Below are 16,746 nucleotides of genomic sequence, written 5' to 3'. Positions count from 1 at the left end.
TATTGCACTATCGTGACATAAAAATTTATTTATACCCTCAAATATTGAAATTATATTGCATTTTTATGATCCAAATTGTTCCATCCAATCTACAATTGGCTTCCAGACTTTTGATTGTGCATTGCGACTAACCATAATACCAATGTGCCCCAATGGGGTTTCAATCAACGTACTGCGATCAATACCGGCAGACAGCGCAAGAGATGACGCCTTCGGCACAATCCGGTCATTATCAGACACAACAGACAAGGTTGGCACTCGCACCTTATTTAAAGCAATCTTCTCACCCGAAACTACCCAATGACCTTTTTCAGTCAGGTTTTCACCATACCATTCCTGAAGACACTCACAGGCAACTTTCTGTGTAAGAGACACCCCATCATTCAACCAGTCTTCCAAAGATATAAAGACTTTTTCTTGCTCCGTATCCACATCAAGTTGCCTGAAGTTCAAAAATTTCCGTAACGACAATGTCGGATCCAAAGACGCAAACAAACTTTGCAGCCCCTCGCCAGAAAAGTGCCCCACAGTATTTATCCACGGTAAAAGACTTTGAAGCCAACGCCCTTGTTGAATTGCTCTTTGATCTTCTTTTTCGTGAAAATCCCATGGGCTCGCGATAAGTACGAGGGACTTGACCAACGGTTGAGCCAAAACGGACAAAGCGGTTGCTAAGGTCCCCCCCATACAATAGCCGATTACGATCGGTTTTTTTCCGCTTCTTTTTTCCACTTCTTTCAAAGCCGGTAATAAATATTGGACAATATAGTCTTCAAGACCAAAGTTGCTCTCGGCCGGGCCAGGATGCCCCCAATCCATTACGTAAGGCCCCCAACCTTCATTGGTCAGCCATCGGAGAAAACTGTTCTCCTTTAGTAAATCAAGAATGTAATAGCGGTTAACCAACGAAGGGATAACAAAAAGAGGATAATCATCGATCTCTTTTCTATAACTCAAAAGAGAGGCTGAACCTTTGGTCCAGACTGTCGGCAGTGCCTTCCGTTTGTTAACGAACTCAGCATTTTGATATTTTTGGATTCCCTCTTGATAAAAAGAAAAACGTCTAGCTATAGCGCCATCAATTGCCGTAGAAAGTTTTAGAGGGTCATCACCTAATACTTCAGCTGCTATCCTTGCTTTCATCGTCTCCGGTATTTCCAGAGCCAGCTTCGAGTTCGGCAATTCGCCTTGCAAGAACCCCAAGCCGAGCTTTGAGCTCTGCAACGTCATCAACGCCGACATCATGTGCATTGGTAGCGGAATTGGACTTTTCTTGCGATTGCTTTCCACCCGTCCCAGCCCTTTCTGAATGCCCCATATCTTTTCTCAATACGGACAAAAGCGGATTTACCTCTCCTGCTGTATCAGGATGATAGGTGCTATGGTAAAAAGCTTCCCACTTTCTGTACAGATCAATTGTTGCAGGATCGAGATCTGCAGACATATCCGCCATCAAATGCCATGGAGTCAGCTGCAATTTGGAAAGATGGCTGATCCATAGATCCAAATATTCATCAGCAAGCTGATCGATATCTTTTTCCCTGTCCAAAAAGGCCCCTCTCCCATAGTATACGTATTCGTATTGCGTTGCCTAATGGCTATATTCGCACAAGCAATGAGAAAAACAGACAAAAAATTCTCTTTTTTTAAGGCTTTTACATCCAATTCATTGACAGAGAGCATCGCAGCGCAGCAATATTTAAGAAGCAGTGCACAAACAGCAATGAGCCAGCAACAGAAACTGGTAAACATAATAAGCATTGGAGGCGAGGATCTTGGCGACCTCAAAATCAGGGAATAATGACGATACTATCGTTATAAAAAAATACGCAAACCGACGTTTGTACAACACAGCGACAAGCAGTTATGTGACATTGGATCATCTATGCCAGATGGTTAAAGATGACGTAGAGTTCGTTGTCTATGATGCGAAGTCTGGAAATGACATCACACGATCCGTCCTAACCCAAATCATTGTCGAAGAAGAAGCAAAAGGGCAAAACTTGTTGCCTATTTCCTTCTTGCGTCAATTGATCAGCCTTTATGGCGATTCCATGCAATGGGTTGTTCCCAAATATCTGGAACACATGATGGAAGGGTTTTCCGAAAATCAGGATAAAATGCGCCAGTCAATGCAAGAAACCTTTGGCGGCATTTTTCCTTTTGGCAATCTGGATGAAATGAACAAACAAAACATGGCTCTTTTTGAAAACGCCATGCAAATGCTGTCCCCCTTTCAGAACCCGCAACCGTCCTCAACACCAAATACCGAGGAACCAGAGGAAAAACAATCCGCTGCTAAGACTGATAATGGTGGGTTCGACGACCTGAAAACACAGGTTGAACAGTTGCAAAAACAACTCGACGCCCTAAGCAAAAAAAAATAGTTCCCAGCACGACAACAAAACCGCCGCGTCAACAGACTAGGTAGGAAAAACCCAACAACAAAGTGGCTCCCAATAAATCGGGAGCCACTTTTGAATAAGCTATTATTGACAAAATTTTGAACTGGTTACTTATATTGGGAAAACAATTGCGTCTTTAACCCCAACATTTTCGATAAGCCAATCAGGTTTAATTTCCGGCTTCCCAAAATAAAAACCCTGAAGCAAGTCAATCCCTTCACGAGAGAGGAACTCAGCTTCTTCAGCCGTTTCAACAAATTCAGCAATTGTTGTGTGATTTAGCGCTTTGGCTAAACCCAGAAGATTTCTAACAAAAATCTGATTTTCCTCATTATCAAGAATACCAGCAATAAATGAACCATCTATCTTGATAATATCTACTGTAAGCGTTTTAAGATGCCTAAACGTTGTATAGCCTGCTCCGAAATCATCAATAGCAACCTTACAACCAAGTTGCCTTACAGCAGAGACAAAACGCGCTGACTCTTCCAAGTCATGAAGCGCCGCTGTTTCTGTGATTTCAACAATCAACCGACTGGCAATATCTGGCCTCGACTTCACACGCGAAGACAACGCCCTCAGCCAGCTGCGATCTGATGCTGTCAGCCCAGATATATTCAAGGACATCGTAATGTTCGGATACCGGACCAAGTCCTCTAAGGCCAACTCCAAAACTCTACGATCAATAACCCGCATCATGCCCAACTGTTCGACAACAGGTATGAACCGCCCTGCCGGAACGGTCTTTCCATCGCGATCAAACATGCGCAAAAGAGCTTCAACCAAAATAAGCTCATGACTTTCAGAATCGACAATCGGCTGATAAGCCAAGGCAATCCTGTCTTCTTTCAGGGCTAGCTTGACTTCCTCACCAATGATCATACTGGTTCGATAGTTTTCACACTGCTCTACAGTTAACTTGTAAGGCTTAACACAATCACGGCCATTTGACTTTGCGTCCAACAAAGCGCTTTCAGCTTTTGCAAAAGCATCAAAACTGGTTTTTGTCTGTTCAGGAAAGTCGACAAAACCAACAGAGACCGTCACGTAAATACGTTCATTGTTTATCTCAAACGGTATTTCACGAACGGTTTGTAAAATGCGATCAGCAATGGTGTCTGCTTCCTCATGCGAAGCGACACTCATGATTACACCGAATCGATCGCCCCCAAGGCGACCAACAATATCAGCCCCCCGAATGCTTTTATCCAGGCGTTCACCAACCTCGACCAAAACGGCATCACCCGCTTCAAAGCCATAAGCGGTGTTAATCATACCGAGATGATCGACACCAACGGCCAAGAAAGTGCCCACATTACTGTATCGGATAGCCTGCTCAAGAGAGAAATCCAGAGATTCCCTTAACCTCAACTTATTAAAATGCCCAGAAAGCTCATCGTAGCTGGCAAGATATTCAAGCCTTGCCTCTGCCTGTTTCTTGACGGTTACGGGGCGTAGCACGCCAGTCAACCTTGTTGGTGCCCCTGTGGTCGAAACATCAACCGACCCTCTATCGTGGACCCATTGAAAATTACCCGCGCCATCCCGAATGCGATATTCGCAATCGTAGAGGGCCTCACCAGAAAAATGATCTGTTAAATTACGCATTCTTGCTGGAAGATCTTCGGGGTTAATACGATTGTGAAAGGTTTCACCTGTGGCTGGGATCAAATTATCATCCAAACCAAAAAGAGACGCAGCTCTGCCCAACCACATAAGGCTATCTGTTGCCAAGTCCCATTCGTACATGACATCGCCTGATGACTCCAATGCGGTTGTCATCTGGTCCAGAAGAGAAAGATCTATATTATTATCACGAGCGGACCGGAGCACGGTCTGTCTACTCCTACCTGAAGATGGACAACTATAAATACCCGCACAAGACACTGATATTCACGTTAAATTCAAATGAATAATAGCGATTAAGTCATTAACGAATACTGAATCCAGTTCATAATTAATCGCAATAAATAAATAATGGGTTTTGTATAAAGGCTTTATCAATTCAGTTGCAAGAAACTTATTTTCGCTTTGAGAACAAAATATTAAGCAAAGTGTCTAGAACAAATTAAATATCCAAATCAAGTTTCAAAATAAGCGAAAATACAAAAACTATTTCTTTTAATATCTACCATGGAATACACACTCGATATTGGTTAATAAAAAGTTAATACACACACCGCCTAAGTACAAAATATAATTTTCAAAACATTTTATACAATTTCTATTGAAACTCACCCTCAAACGGTCTATTTCACACTAAAAATAATGTAAACACTTTGCTATGTAAGCATCCGTATTAAGTGAGTAAATTTCGTGACTCGTGCAACAAAAAAACCTTCCGACACATACCGTATTGAGAACCATGTAGGTCAGAAAATACGTGAACGCAGAACTATGCTGGGCCTAACTCAACAGCAACTAGCCGATTTAATCGGGGTAACTTACCAACAAGCTCATAAGTATGAACGCGGCATAAACAGGGTTTCTGCTGGTCGTTTGTATGAAATCTCACAAGCCCTGGGGGTAGAGATAAGTTTCTTTTACGAAGGGCTTCATGACACTCAAGGTACCGTGAGCGAACGTCAACGAATGTGTTTGGATCTCGCGCGGAACTTCACCAATATCAAAAATGAAAAACATCAGGACGCTTTAAGTATGCTTTGCAGGGTATTATCAGAGCAATCACTGACTGATCCTGAAACAGCCTGAATCACAAACAAGCCAGAACATCAAATCGAGTCAAATGCCTCAGATACATTAACCGGGCTTATCAATATCTAGAATTCATCGGGTTACTGACGAAAGCTCTATTCCTAAAGAACCCCTAGCCTTTCTTGATTATACTTTTCGGTTTGGATCTCGCGCCACCAAGATTGGTTTTCAAGATACCAATCAACAGTATCAACAAGTCCTTGTTCAAAGCTAACTTTTGGCGACCAATCTGTTTTAGACTTAAACTTCGAGACATCTAGAGCATACCGTTTATCGTGCCCCGGACGATCCTGAACATTTACAATCAAATCAGAAAAATTCTCTCTGGCCGGATAACATTGATTCATATGGTCACAGACCCCTTCGACAACCGAACAGTTTGTGCGCTCCTCTCCAGACCCAATGAGATATGTTTCACCAACATCTCCCTTTTCCAGGGTTAGAAGAAGAGCTTGGACATGATCTGACACATGTATCCACTCTCTCACTTGGCTTCCATCCCCATAAAGCGGCAAAGCTTTCCCATCAATCGCGTTCGCAATCATTAAGGGAATAAGCTTTTCGGGAAACTGCCATGGACCATAATTATTACCACAGTTCGTAATCATTGCTGGCAGACCATAAGTATGCCACCAAGCTTTTACGATATGATCTGAGGCCGCTTTCGATGCTGAATAGGGTGACCGGGGATCGTAGGAACTCTCTTCATTGAAAAAGCCACTTGCCCCAAGAGAACCGTAAACTTCATCAGTAGAGATATGCAGGAATCGAAATTGCGCGGGGGCTCCCTTTTCCTTCCAAAAATTTAGGGTATTCTGCAGTAAATTAAAAGTTCCGACAATATTACTGCTTATAAAATCACCTGGTCCGTCAATTGATCGATCAACATGGCTTTCAGCTGCTGCATGGATCACAATGTCTGGCTGGGCATCTTTGAAAGTACTTCTGACCGCTTCATTATCTTCAAGAGCAACTTTGTTGACAGAAAAATATTTCTGAAAGCCATCTAACCGCCTAAGATCAGCGGCATAGGTCAACTTATCCAGAACAATAATTTTGTCGGCATCTAAACGGCTTAACTGTCGAACAATCTCTGCACCAATAAAACCAGCGCCGCCAGTTACAAGAACCCGTTTGTCTTTCCAAAAATGCTCTGCACTCATTAAAGGCCTCACCTAAAGTTTGACGGTATAAACTAATGAAAAGAACAAAGACTTGATAGTGAAGTCGCTCGCTAAAAAAGCGCCCTATACGTTACCCGATTTCCAAATACTCATCATCTTCAGAATTATCCGCGACAGACATGGACGAAATATCAATAATACGGCACAGGCGACGGTGAAAGATTTCAATAGAAACAGGCTTTGCCAAAACGTCACTAACGCCTGACTGGATGGCCTCCATCACTCGATCGTATTCAGTATGTCCCGTCAAAAGAATTATCGGAACACGACTAAAAAAACCGCCTTCTTTTCTGAGGCCCCGGGTAAATTCCAAACCATCCACAGGCTCCATTTCCCAGTCCGTAATAATAATATCAGGCTTTTTAAACTTCAGCTCTACCCTAGCAGCTTCGACATCGCGAATATATTGAACATCAAAGATTCCCATTGCAGTGAAAATTGTCTTAACAATACGCAGCATATGCGCACTATCATCAACAACCATCACATTCAATCCTGACAAATCGTAGGCGGACAAAATACCCTCGCAAATATTCCAAAGCTGTCTTTTACAAAATAATAGCAGAATTATCCGCCTTATTGTGAGATGACAAACTTATAGCCCGAAGCCAGCGACAAACAAAAGCAGCGATACACATAAGCAAACAATAATTTTTATTTAGGAGAAGTGCGCCAACGGATTCACAAAAAACAAAAACCGAAACAGGACGCAGAAATCGGACAAGAAAAAAGCCCGGCTTTAGGCCGAGCTTTATCAGAATGGCGCACCCGTCAGGACTCGAACCTGAAACCTCTTGATTCGTAGTCAAGTGCTCTATCCAATTGAGCTACGGGTGCGTTTCAAAGCGTCTCCAGAGTAGATCCCTGAAAACGAGGCGGAAGTTACTCTTGCTTCTGTAAGGATGCAAGCCCTAAATCGCAGATTCGTATTTTTTTTTAATCTCATGCCTAACTATCAATTAGTTGGTGGGAAAACTCTTGTCCCTGAGACTCCCTTCAAGTAGTATCTGGCCTAAGTATTTTGGGGGGTTGGTCAACTCGTGTATCTTTTCGGGCGTTTTTCCCGTATCAATTATAGTAATAATACTAGATTTGAGAGATGATATATTTGGCTGATCACAATCAACAGTGCGGACTTGTCAATGGGATCCATTAAATCCTCTGTTTTGCGTAATACCGTTACAGCTTTGGCTGCGGTGATGTTATTAAATGGTTGTTCTTTTACCGAAGAAGCCTTGTGGCCTTCTATTGTCGGGGAAGAAACTGTAGAAGATGCAACGACGACTGCTGCAGAGGCACCTGTCGTTCCTGATACAGTTGTAACCGATAACATCTCTGGCTTGCCTTTGCTGGGCTCAACCATTTTTGAATCTCCGGGGGTAACGCCGGGACAACCAACAGGAACGCATGTTGGCAAAAAGGTTGAAGAGCTACGCGGTGATCTTTCGAGGCTTCAAGCTCGTTTGATACATCATAATAACAACTTACAGACACAGCGTAACAACGCACGCGGTAGTGCCGGAACTTACCATTCCATTATTGCTGCGATGAATACGCGTCTTCAGGTTGGGACCACGCCCGGTAACCCACAGATGGTGAACGGCTGGAACAAAGCACAGCAAGAACTGGAAGCTGTTGGTGCGAGTATCACCAATTTAAACAGCCTTTCCAACGAAGCAGGATCAACTTCTGCCCTTGCCGCCTTCGTTCTGGATTCAGCAAAGTCGACGTATGAATTACGTGGTGCTTTGGATGAAGATCACAGACAGCTCGCTGTTCTGGAAGACGAAGCCAACCAGACGGTTGTTATTCTTGACCGCCTGATGAATGAATTGACCGAAGATATTGCGCGTACACAGAACTACTTCTCTGCTGAACGTACAAATCTGACTGCCCTTCAGGTTGCAGTTGATAACGGTGAGTTTATCGGTGGCAACCTTGGCAGCAGAACTTTTGGTCTTCCTGTACCTCCACCACCAGGCGGGACTGCTGGCCTTGTCGGACGTCAACCACCTTTGGCAATCATTCGTTTTGATCAGCCAAATGTGAATTACGAACAAGCACTTTTCACTGCCGTTAGTCGCGCATTGGATCGTCGCCCGAGTTCAGCTTTTGACTTGGTAACGGTTGCCCCAGCTCGTGGGAATTCAGCTCAAGTTGCCTTGGCAACGAGCAAATCCCGCAAATACGGTGAAGATGTTATGCGCTCATTGACGAAGCTTGGTTTACCAGCCTCTCACGTATCGCTATCATCAACCAGTAATCCGGGCGCTCAGGTTCCAGAGGTTCATGTTTACTTACGGTAACAGGATCTAAATAATTATAAAAAAGCGGTATCATTTTTGATACCGCTTTTTTTGTGTCTCGAAATATCTTCCGAGCGAGAACAACATAGAACAATACAAGCCCCTCCATAAACGCTCATCTCTTACCCCCTATAGTCTATTGACCCGTTCGCAAAAATACTTCAGAGCATGCTCTGTCACCTCACTCATTTTTTAGCTTGGATCTCCCCTTGTCAGCGGACCTAATACCCATCATCGCTTTTATTCTATTTATATCCAGTTTGGTTCAAGGGGCCGTCGGTTTTGCCTTTGGGCTAATTGCCTTAACCTTCCTGACCTTGCTCGGCATCGAACTAACCGCAATTGTACCACTACTTTTAACTGCCGGCCTCGCTCAGCTTCTTGTCGGGGTATACAAGCTACATAAGCACATCCAGTATGAGCCTTTGATAAAAGGATCTGTGATCAGGTACATCACATTGCCTTTGGGTATTCTTTCTCTTGGGTACATCACCACAACCATAGACAAAGACCAAATTGAACAACTGGTCGGCCTTCTCATTCTTGGAATTGTGGTTCTACAGCTTATCGTCAGGCCCCACCCCCGAGAAAAGCTTCATCCCTTCTGGACATTTATTGCATTTGGGGCCAGCGGCTACACAGCAGGACTAATTGCTGTTGGAGGCCCACCGATTGTTTTGTGGGTCATGGCCCACAAATGGACAAACGGACAGATAAGAAGTTTTCTTTTTGCCAGCTTTCTTGCCTCAGCGCCGATAAATGCAGTCGTTCTGTACTTCGTTCTGGGTGATAGCGTCTTTTCACCTATGCTTTACGGCCTTGCTTTTTCTCCATTGATCGCGCTGGGCTCACACTTAGGCGTTAAACTCGGCCACGCGTTTTCTCCTGAAAAGCTTCGAACAATTGCTTTTTCCATCCTTGCCATAAGCTCTCTTTCATCCATCGCAGCACCCCTGCTAAACTAAATTTATAGCGTTGCAATCAGGGCAGGCAAGGTTTGCCCTTCTAAAGGTTGAGATTTTTCGCCAGTTCTGCTTTATTCCGGCATCATTTAAAATTGGAGTCGAAAACCGTGTCCGAACAACCAAAAACTTTTCCCGTATCTTGGGAACAATTACATCGTGATGCCAAGGCCTTGTCATGGCGCCTGATGAACGAGGGTCCTTTTGAAGGGATTCTTGCTGTTACACGTGGTGGCCTGGTACCTGCTGCTATTATCGCGCGCGAACTGGATATCCGCCTTATCGACACCGTTTGTATCGTTAGCTATTCCAGCGAGAACAAACAAGGTGAGCTCAAAGTTCTCAAAGAGTCACCAAAAGAAAGTAAAGGCTGGCTGATTGTTGACGATTTGGTAGACACAGGAAAGACAGCTCGCGCCGTGCGTGAGATGATGCCAGATGCTCACTTCGCAACACTCTACGCCAAACCAGCTGGCCGCGATATCGTTGACAGTTTCATTACAGAAGTCAGCCAAGATACTTGGATTTACTTCCCTTGGGACCTTGCCCTACAAACTGTCCCACCATTGGTTCAGGGTAAATACGACTAACTAAACGTCGTAAAGTATTCGGCTCTACCGGCTGATTGGATAGTTATCAATCAGCCGGGTATTGCCAAGCCAGGCAGCAACAAAAATACGCCCACTTAACAAATTATCCCGATCAGCAACATCACTGAAAAGCTCAAGATCTTCTTCTGATCGAACCTCAAGGTAGTCGATTCGATCAAATCCGCTATCCAGAATAACTTTTCGCCCCCATTCCAAGACGTGATCAATGGCTTCGCCTTGACGAATCAAATCTGCAATCGTGCTTTCCACCTTATATAAAGTCGGTGCAATGGCACGTTGGTCTGCTGATAGCCGACGATTTCGGGAAGACAAAGCAAGATGATCACCTTCGCGAACTGTCGGGACCCCGATAACATCGACATCCAAGTCGAGGTCACTGGCGACACGCTGGATCAATAGATACTGCTGAAAATCTTTTTGTCCAAAATAGGCTCGATCCGGCGACGTTTGAATGAGCAGCTTGGAAACAACTGTTGTAACCCCGTCCATATGCCCAGGGCGTGTTGCCCCGCAAAGGCAATCCTGCATCGTCCCCACGGCAACAGTGGTACTGTATCCTTTTGGATAAACCTCATCTGCTTGGGGGAGGTAAACAAGATCTACACCTGCGTCCTCAAGCTTTTTCAGATCCGCATCAGTATCCACCGGATAGGTATCCAGATCAGCCTTATTATCGAACTGCTTGGGATTAACAAAAATAGTAGCAATAACGCGATCATTATCTGTCTTGGCGGCGCCCACAAGCGATAGATGCCCCTCGTGCAATGCTCCCATGGTCATCACCACGCCAACTTCTTGTTTATCAGCCTTCCAGCCGGAAACAAGGGCGCGAAGATCCCGTTTGGATTTTACAATACGCATTACTTTTCCTATTAACCCCTGATAAGGGAGCATTATCTTGAAACGAAATACTTGCGCGCCGTTATAAACAAACGCCAATCACGATACAAACAGCTTTAGAGAAAATCCTAACAAAGCACTTATTGCACCGCAACAATTCGCCCTCTCCTTTTTTCTTCGTTATACTAACCTGCAAGCCTAAGCTTGCAGGGGCCGCAGATTTCACTAGACTGCCGTCAAATTCATCCTTAACGAAAGAACTATTATGAGCGCTGCTCTCGATCTCAAACAACGCCCGACCATTCGCCTGAGACCAAAGGCACAGAAAAGACTGTTGAATGGTTATCCGTGGGTCTTTTCCAACGAAATTGAGGTCAGCGCAGAAACCAAACAAATCCCGGCAGGAACGGTCGTTAGGATCGAAGCCAACGATGGTCAACCATTAGGCACAGCAATATACAACCGTCAGCCACTAATCTCTGCTCGCTTGCTTAGTTCTAGCGCCAAAACAATTATTGACGAAGATTTTTTTGCGGAAATTTTGCGAAAAGCTCTATCGCTACGTGAAACCTTGTTTAGTGTTCCTTACTACCGTCTAATTCACGCTGAAGCAGATGGTATTCCGGGGACGATTATTGATCGTTACGGTGATACTTTAGTCCTACAAGTTAATACTGCAGGTATTGAAAACCTTCTGCCCGCATTGCTTTCCGCTCTGGATCAAGTACTGGATCCCAAAACCGTTGTTCTTCGAAATGACACACCTTCGCGTTTACTTGAAGGCCTCGAATGCTATGACAAGGTTGCCAAAGGCGCGCTGGACGGCCCCATCAAGGTCATTGAGCACGATGCAACATTCTTTGCTGAACTTCAAGAAGGCCAAAAAACTGGTTGGTTCTTTGATCAACGTGACAACAGAACACTCGCTGCTCGTTTTGCCAAAGACGCGGATGTTCTCGATTGTTACTCCTTTGCTGGTGGCTTCACAGTTCAATCCGCACTAGCAGGTGCCAAATCAGTCACAACAGTTGATCGCAGCCAAACTGCACTGGATTTGGCTGCCAAAGCTGCCGAAGAAAACGGCGTTGCAGATAAATGTACTTTTGTAAAAGCTGAAGTCTTTAATCATCTTGCCAAATTGGCAAATGACGGTGAGAGCTTTGATCTCGTTATTGTTGATCCGCCAGCCTTTGTAAAAAGCAAAAAAGATATTCAACAAGGATCAAAAGGTTATAGAAAACTCGCCAGACTCGCCGCCAAGCTTGTTAAGCCCGGTGGTTACCTTGTTGTGGCATCATGTTCTCATCACATGGATATCGACAATTTTGCAGATCAGACTCGCAAAGGTCTTTTGGATGCAACCAGAAAATCCCGCCTGCTCTTCACCCGGGGGGCAGGACCAGACCATCCCGTACATCCATTCTTACCCGAATCTGAGTACCTAAAACTTCAACTCTACACACTGGACTAGCCCTCATGATAATCAACGTAGATTTCCTTCGCAATCATCCTGATTGCATCGAAATCTGCGTTGATTGGGAATACATAACTTGGGGAAAGAGTTACGGCTGGGCAAAAGAAAACGTTCTCAAAAGTTATCAACGAATGACAGAGGACGCTAATCCTGAGCAAACTTTTGTCGCGTAATCCAAGAACAAGCCTATCGGGACGGCTCTCTTAATTGAAAACGATCACGAAGATTATAAGAATTACCGTCCATGATTGGCAGCTCTGTATGTCGCTCCTGCCCATCGACGTAAAGGTGTTGCTCGAAAGCTAGTCGCATTCGTTGAAGAGGTCGCACGTGATCGGGAAGAAAAACAATTATTTCTTTATACCCTGACTCCAGAAATTTACCGCGCTATGGGATGGAAAGTTATCGAGCAATTTGGCGACAATAAATTTCTTATGAATATTGAGTTTTGAAAGCTGTAAATTAACCAAACAACTGTGACTTAGAGTTCGACACACTGGACTTGATCGGGAGCTCTAAACAGAAGCAAGCCCCGCCAAGTTCGGAAACATCTAGCCAGATATCCCCGCCGTGTGCCCGCATTAAATCCCGGGTTATTGCGAGCCCCAAGCCAGACCCGTTTTTACGTGTCGAACCTTTAAACGGTTTAAAAAGGTTTGATCGGGTTTCCGGCGGGATTCCCGGCCCATCATCAGCGATTGAGACAATCAAACAATCCAGCTCGGTTTGCAGTCGAATCTCTGCGGTCTTGGCACCAGCTTGTTCTGCATTTCGAGCAAGGTTTTCAAAAACCCTGTAAAGCTGCTCCCAGTCACCTGAAACATTCGTGCCCGGCGGTATATGATTCTGGACAGTGATATCAACAGATTCGGCGACTTGAAGCGTATCCGCGACCTCACCAGCCAGTTCGTGAAGATCAAAGTCCATAATATCGAGCTGTGGTGTACCTTCTTTGGAAAAGTTAAGCATCTGTCCACAGATATGAACAGCTCGGTCAATCGCCGCCAGTAAAACAGGCGCCACCTCTCGAACCTCGGGGTCTTCGCTTCGGTTTAAACGATCAGAAATCAACCGAGCCGTAGCCAGCCCATTTCGCAGGTCATGGTTAATCTTGGCCGCAGCAGTGCCTATCGCCGCCAGCCGGGTTTTCTGCCCCAAAGAGGATTGTAACGAAACCTGCATTGATGCCAGTTCGGATTCAGCGATCCCGACTTCATCAGTTCGAGAGGATGGCCTGATGATACGAGTAGCATCTTCTGGGGCATCTATGAATTTAATCATACTGCGTGTGATCCGTCGTAAAGGCTGGACCATTAACCAATGTAGACTGATAAAAACAAGCGCCGCCGTCATCAACGCAATCCCCAAAGAAAGCGCCAGAATCCGCCAAGAATATTCATACATATCCCAACGCATAGGTGTTTCGCTCATTACCACCTCAACAAGAACCTCGTCATTTTTTGGCGAAGGACCGACGATTCTAAGAATACGATGCCGTGTTTGACCAAGAGCAACAAAAGCATCCTTTATCAGGCCAAAGAAACTTTCCTCTCTCAAGTCGTAAGTCTCATCAATTTCGACCTCTGCACTACTCATAAGCTTCAGCTTGCCCTGCCCGGGCCTTTGCAGGGCAACTGCCAAAGCATTCACGTGGCTCAGAAGCTCTTTTTCAAGGTCTTCACTCACCATCATGTCATCGGTTGCATCTAGAGCAAGTATGGCTAGGTGGGCATCCGCGAGATGTTCTTGAAGATAGACAAACCGGAACCGAGCTATGGAAGGCGCAAAGATCAGAATTTCTGCCAACAACACAAAGATAGCCGTCAGCACCAATAGCTTCGCTGACAAACTGGTGATAAAGGGTGGCAGTTGAATTTTTCCGGCCATGAGCTCACTATTTCATTTTCAAAGATTAAGTGAAGCTTATCCAAACTTGGCAAGAAAACGAACAATCTTCTTCACACGATCACTAAACAACGATTCTGTATAGTAGCTGCCCGCCACACGTTTACTGACTTCAGAAAGCGTTGGATAGGGGGCAATCACATTTGCCATGTCGCCGATTTTCAAGCCTTTGGACAAGGCAAGTCCCCAAGGCAGTATCAATTCACCGGCCTGAATTCCAACAATAGACGCCCCCAGAATTTTACCTTTCTGGCTCGTGATCACCTTGATCTTTCCTTCGGTTCGACGTTCCGCCCGAGCACGATCATTATCCGCGAAAGACCAGTTAAGAATTTTGTGCTGAACGCCCTGCTTTTTTACATCAGCCTCAGATAGACCAACTTGCGCCAACTCGGGGTCTGTATAGGTTACCCACGGCACAGCATTGTATGAGACCTTTGCCGGTAACCGAAACAAGGCGCTTCGAATAATAATACCCGCATCATAGGCCGCCATGTGCGTAAACTGATAGCCACCAGTTACATCCCCGGCCGCATAAATCTTACGGTTAGAAGTTCGAAGGCCTTTATCAACAGTGATACCCTGTCGTTCATATTTGACGCCAGCAGATTCAAGGTTAAGCTTTTCAAGATTGGGAATACGTCCCGCTGCCAACAAAAGGTGTGTACCGTTAATTTCACGCTCTTCACCGTCGGCCTCAACACGAAGGCTCACACCATCAGGACTTTTACTCGCGGAAAGAACTTTCGTCTTTTCCAAGAGAGAGATCCCATCACCGGCTAAGCGATCACGAATAACAGATACCAGATCGGGATCGTCTTTTGGCATTATACTTGCCATCTCAACAATAGAGACCTCACTTCCCAAATTGTGGAAAGCCTGCCCCAGCTCGCACCCAATTGGGCCGCCACCAACAATAATGATTTTTTTTGGTAAATCCGTCAGATCAAAAACAGATTCGTTGGTCAGAAACGGGACCTCTTCAATGCCTTTGATTGGCGGAACCATTGCACGAGATCCCGTCGCAATAACAAAACGTCGCGCCTGAATTATCGTATCGCCAGCCTTCAATGTTTTCGCATCAATGAACTGACCCGACGCTTGAACAACATTAACACCTAACGATTCAAAACGTTCGACAGAATCATGGGGTTCAATACCAGCAATCACAGCTTTCACATGATCATGGACTTTTTGAAAATTCACTTCTGGCGGATCATAGCTCACACCAAATTCAGGTGATTTCTTCCAACTACGCGCTATTTTCCCTGCTGTGAGCAATGACTTAGAGGGAATACAGCCGTAATTAAGACAATCCCCACCCATTTTACCCGCCTCGACAAGAACGGTATCAGCGCCCATCTGAACAGCACCAGCAGCGATAGACAAGCCAGCTGACCCTCCACCAATTACGCAGATATCTGTTTTAATTATGGTATTCCCCATGGATAAGCGGAGATTAAGTCTGTTATTCTTGCCGATTTCTTTATAAAGGACGGGAATGAACGACAGTAACGCAAGCCCCAGTATAGGAAGTAGTATTTCTGGTTTCAGAATAATGCCTAAATCAGGGGTACCGCCGCTACGGAACAAAGAATCCAAACCATTACCGACAGACGCGTAAACAAAGGTTCCAGGAATAATGCCAATGAATGTTGCGACAACATAGTTTCGAAGCGAAACACCCACAAATGCTGGAACGAGGTTTACCAACCAAAAAGGAAAAAGAGGAACCAGCCTAAGGATTAGCAAATAATTCAATTCATTTTCATGAAAACCTTGTTCCATTTTTTTCAGATACCCCTGCGCTTTCTCGCGGAGGATATCCCGAAATGCCGTCTTTGCGGCAAGAAACACCAGGGTAGAACCAATAGTGGCAGCAACAACCGCATAGGTACCGCCAAACCATGTTCCAAAAAGAAATCCCCCTGCGATGGTAAGAAATGAACCGCCGGGAATCGAAAACGCAATAGCGATGGTATAAACAACAACAAAAGAAACAATAGCAACAAAAGTACGCTCTTGAACGAATCCATTCAGCGCTTCTCTATTCTCTTTCAGCGCATCGAAACTGAGATATTGGTGCCATCCTAATGCATAAACGATAACCAATCCCGCCACGAGTATAAGTAATGGCAGGATACGTTTGAGCAAAGAAGCCCGTTGTTTATTATCATCGTTTGTTTCAGTCATACTGGTATCGGTATCTATCATGGGAATACATTTTTGATGTAATAACTCAAAATACAAGCCTATCAAGCCATTCACACAGGGATGTGATCAAACGAGAGCAGCTAAACCCCAAGTTTAGAACGAAACTTCCTACTTTTATCTTTAGAACGAT

The 16,746-nt window shown here is 44.8% G+C and carries 16 protein-coding genes and 1 tRNA gene; 8 read left to right on the top strand and 9 right to left on the bottom strand.

Features of this window, described 5'->3' with window-relative positions; translation table 11 throughout:
- Window positions 1–63: 63 nt before the first annotated feature.
- The gene (locus ACN0QW_RS00915; protein ID WP_417427950.1) at window positions 64–1,143 is read right to left on the bottom strand and encodes an alpha/beta fold hydrolase; all 1,080 of its coding nucleotides are present in this window, start codon (window positions 1,141–1,143) and stop codon (window positions 64–66) included.
- Complete coding sequence (locus ACN0QW_RS00910) at window positions 1,121–1,549, bottom strand: hypothetical protein (RefSeq protein WP_417427948.1); 429 nt, start codon at window positions 1,547–1,549, stop codon at window positions 1,121–1,123. The genes ACN0QW_RS00915 and ACN0QW_RS00910 overlap by 23 nt, the downstream gene beginning before the upstream one ends.
- Before the next feature lie 226 nt (window positions 1,550–1,775).
- On the opposite strand from ACN0QW_RS00910, the gene phaR reads away from it, so the two are divergent.
- Window positions 1,776–2,387, top strand: a complete 612-nt coding sequence (gene phaR / locus ACN0QW_RS00905; protein WP_417427946.1) for a polyhydroxyalkanoate synthesis repressor PhaR — start codon at window positions 1,776–1,778, stop codon at window positions 2,385–2,387.
- Window positions 2,388–2,516: 129 nt separating this feature from the next.
- Here the strand turns inward: phaR and ACN0QW_RS00900 are convergent, their stop codons facing one another.
- Window positions 2,517–4,238, bottom strand: coding sequence for a putative bifunctional diguanylate cyclase/phosphodiesterase (locus tag ACN0QW_RS00900; protein WP_417427944.1), 1,722 nt, complete (start codon window positions 4,236–4,238; stop codon window positions 2,517–2,519).
- 483 nt (window positions 4,239–4,721) lie between these two features.
- Between ACN0QW_RS00900 and ACN0QW_RS00895 the strand changes: the two genes are divergently transcribed.
- Entirely contained in the window at window positions 4,722–5,117 is a 396-nt protein-coding gene (locus tag ACN0QW_RS00895) for a helix-turn-helix domain-containing protein (protein WP_417427942.1), read from the top strand.
- A 104-nt stretch (window positions 5,118–5,221) separates the two neighbouring features.
- On the opposite strand, the gene rfbB is transcribed toward ACN0QW_RS00895, so the two are convergent.
- The 3 genes from rfbB to ACN0QW_RS00880 all read right to left on the bottom strand — a co-directional run bounded on the left by rfbB (window position 5,222) and on the right by ACN0QW_RS00880 (window position 7,141).
- Complete coding sequence (gene rfbB, locus ACN0QW_RS00890; protein WP_417427940.1) at window positions 5,222–6,283, bottom strand: dTDP-glucose 4,6-dehydratase; 1,062 nt, start codon at window positions 6,281–6,283, stop codon at window positions 5,222–5,224.
- 91 nt (window positions 6,284–6,374) lie between these two features.
- Complete coding sequence (locus tag ACN0QW_RS00885; protein WP_417427938.1) at window positions 6,375–6,821, bottom strand: response regulator; 447 nt, start codon at window positions 6,819–6,821, stop codon at window positions 6,375–6,377.
- A gap of 243 nt (window positions 6,822–7,064) precedes the next feature.
- Window positions 7,065–7,141: transfer RNA gene (locus ACN0QW_RS00880), tRNA-Arg, on the bottom strand.
- 305 nt (window positions 7,142–7,446) lie between these two features.
- On the opposite strand from ACN0QW_RS00880, the gene ACN0QW_RS00875 reads away from it, so the two are divergent.
- The 3 genes from ACN0QW_RS00875 to gpt all read left to right on the top strand — a co-directional run bounded on the left by ACN0QW_RS00875 (window position 7,447) and on the right by gpt (window position 10,162).
- Window positions 7,447–8,610, top strand: coding sequence for a hypothetical protein (locus ACN0QW_RS00875; RefSeq protein WP_417427936.1), 1,164 nt, complete (start codon window positions 7,447–7,449; stop codon window positions 8,608–8,610).
- Window positions 8,611–8,819: 209 nt separating this feature from the next.
- Complete coding sequence (locus tag ACN0QW_RS00870) at window positions 8,820–9,575, top strand: TSUP family transporter (protein WP_417427934.1); 756 nt, start codon at window positions 8,820–8,822, stop codon at window positions 9,573–9,575.
- A gap of 107 nt (window positions 9,576–9,682) precedes the next feature.
- The gene (gpt, locus tag ACN0QW_RS00865) at window positions 9,683–10,162 is read left to right on the top strand and encodes a xanthine phosphoribosyltransferase (RefSeq protein ID WP_299376667.1); all 480 of its coding nucleotides are present in this window, start codon (window positions 9,683–9,685) and stop codon (window positions 10,160–10,162) included.
- 24 nt (window positions 10,163–10,186) lie between these two features.
- On the opposite strand, the gene panC is transcribed toward gpt, so the two are convergent.
- Window positions 10,187–11,044 (bottom strand): pantoate--beta-alanine ligase, encoded by an 858-nt coding sequence (gene panC, locus ACN0QW_RS00860; RefSeq protein WP_417427931.1) that lies wholly within the window; start codon window positions 11,042–11,044, stop codon window positions 10,187–10,189.
- A gap of 244 nt (window positions 11,045–11,288) precedes the next feature.
- On the opposite strand from panC, the gene ACN0QW_RS00855 reads away from it, so the two are divergent.
- The 3 genes from ACN0QW_RS00855 (at window position 11,289) to ACN0QW_RS00845 (ending at window position 12,949) form a co-directional block, all read left to right on the top strand.
- Window positions 11,289–12,494: a class I SAM-dependent rRNA methyltransferase gene (locus tag ACN0QW_RS00855; RefSeq protein ID WP_417427929.1), complete on the top strand. Its 1,206-nt coding sequence runs from the start codon at window positions 11,289–11,291 to the stop codon at window positions 12,492–12,494.
- 5 nt (window positions 12,495–12,499) lie between these two features.
- Window positions 12,500–12,670, top strand: a complete 171-nt coding sequence (locus ACN0QW_RS00850) for a hypothetical protein (RefSeq protein ID WP_417427927.1) — start codon at window positions 12,500–12,502, stop codon at window positions 12,668–12,670.
- Between the two features lie 75 nt (window positions 12,671–12,745).
- Window positions 12,746–12,949, top strand: coding sequence for a GNAT family N-acetyltransferase (locus ACN0QW_RS00845; RefSeq protein WP_417427925.1), 204 nt, complete (start codon window positions 12,746–12,748; stop codon window positions 12,947–12,949).
- Window positions 12,950–12,959: 10 nt separating this feature from the next.
- Here the strand turns inward: ACN0QW_RS00845 and ACN0QW_RS00840 are convergent, their stop codons facing one another.
- Window positions 12,960–14,384: an ATP-binding protein gene (locus ACN0QW_RS00840; RefSeq protein WP_417427923.1), complete on the bottom strand. Its 1,425-nt coding sequence runs from the start codon at window positions 14,382–14,384 to the stop codon at window positions 12,960–12,962.
- 36 nt (window positions 14,385–14,420) lie between these two features.
- Window positions 14,421–16,595 carry an FAD-dependent oxidoreductase gene (locus ACN0QW_RS00835; protein WP_417427921.1) on the bottom strand — a complete coding sequence of 725 codons (2,175 nt, stop codon included), beginning with the start codon at window positions 16,593–16,595 and terminating at the stop codon, window positions 14,421–14,423.
- Window positions 16,596–16,746: the final 151 nt, after the last annotated feature.

This window comes from Kiloniella sp. (assembly GCF_048259265.1).
Classification (GTDB): Bacteria; Pseudomonadota; Alphaproteobacteria; order Kiloniellales; family Kiloniellaceae; genus Kiloniella.
Note: the sequence above shows the minus strand (reverse complement) of the source record. Positions and strands in the feature narration are given on the sequence as shown.

Coding starts and splice junctions, on each gene's coding strand:
- ACN0QW_RS00915 (WP_417427950.1), bottom strand. CDS start 1,143: ATGAAAGCAAGGATAGCAGCTGAAGTATTAGGTGATGACCCTCTAAAA.
- rfbB (WP_417427940.1), bottom strand. CDS start 6,283: ATGAGTGCAGAGCATTTTTGGAAAGACAAACGGGTTCTTGTAACTGGC.
- ACN0QW_RS00875 (WP_417427936.1), top strand. CDS start 7,447: ATGGGATCCATTAAATCCTCTGTTTTGCGTAATACCGTTACAGCTTTG.
- panC (WP_417427931.1), bottom strand. CDS start 11,044: ATGCGTATTGTAAAATCCAAACGGGATCTTCGCGCCCTTGTTTCCGGC.
- ACN0QW_RS00855 (WP_417427929.1), top strand. CDS start 11,289: ATGAGCGCTGCTCTCGATCTCAAACAACGCCCGACCATTCGCCTGAGA.
- ACN0QW_RS00850 (WP_417427927.1), top strand. CDS start 12,500: ATGATAATCAACGTAGATTTCCTTCGCAATCATCCTGATTGCATCGAA.
- ACN0QW_RS00840 (WP_417427923.1), bottom strand. CDS start 14,384: ATGGCCGGAAAAATTCAACTGCCACCCTTTATCACCAGTTTGTCAGCG.
- ACN0QW_RS00835 (WP_417427921.1), bottom strand. CDS start 16,595: ATGACTGAAACAAACGATGATAATAAACAACGGGCTTCTTTGCTCAAA.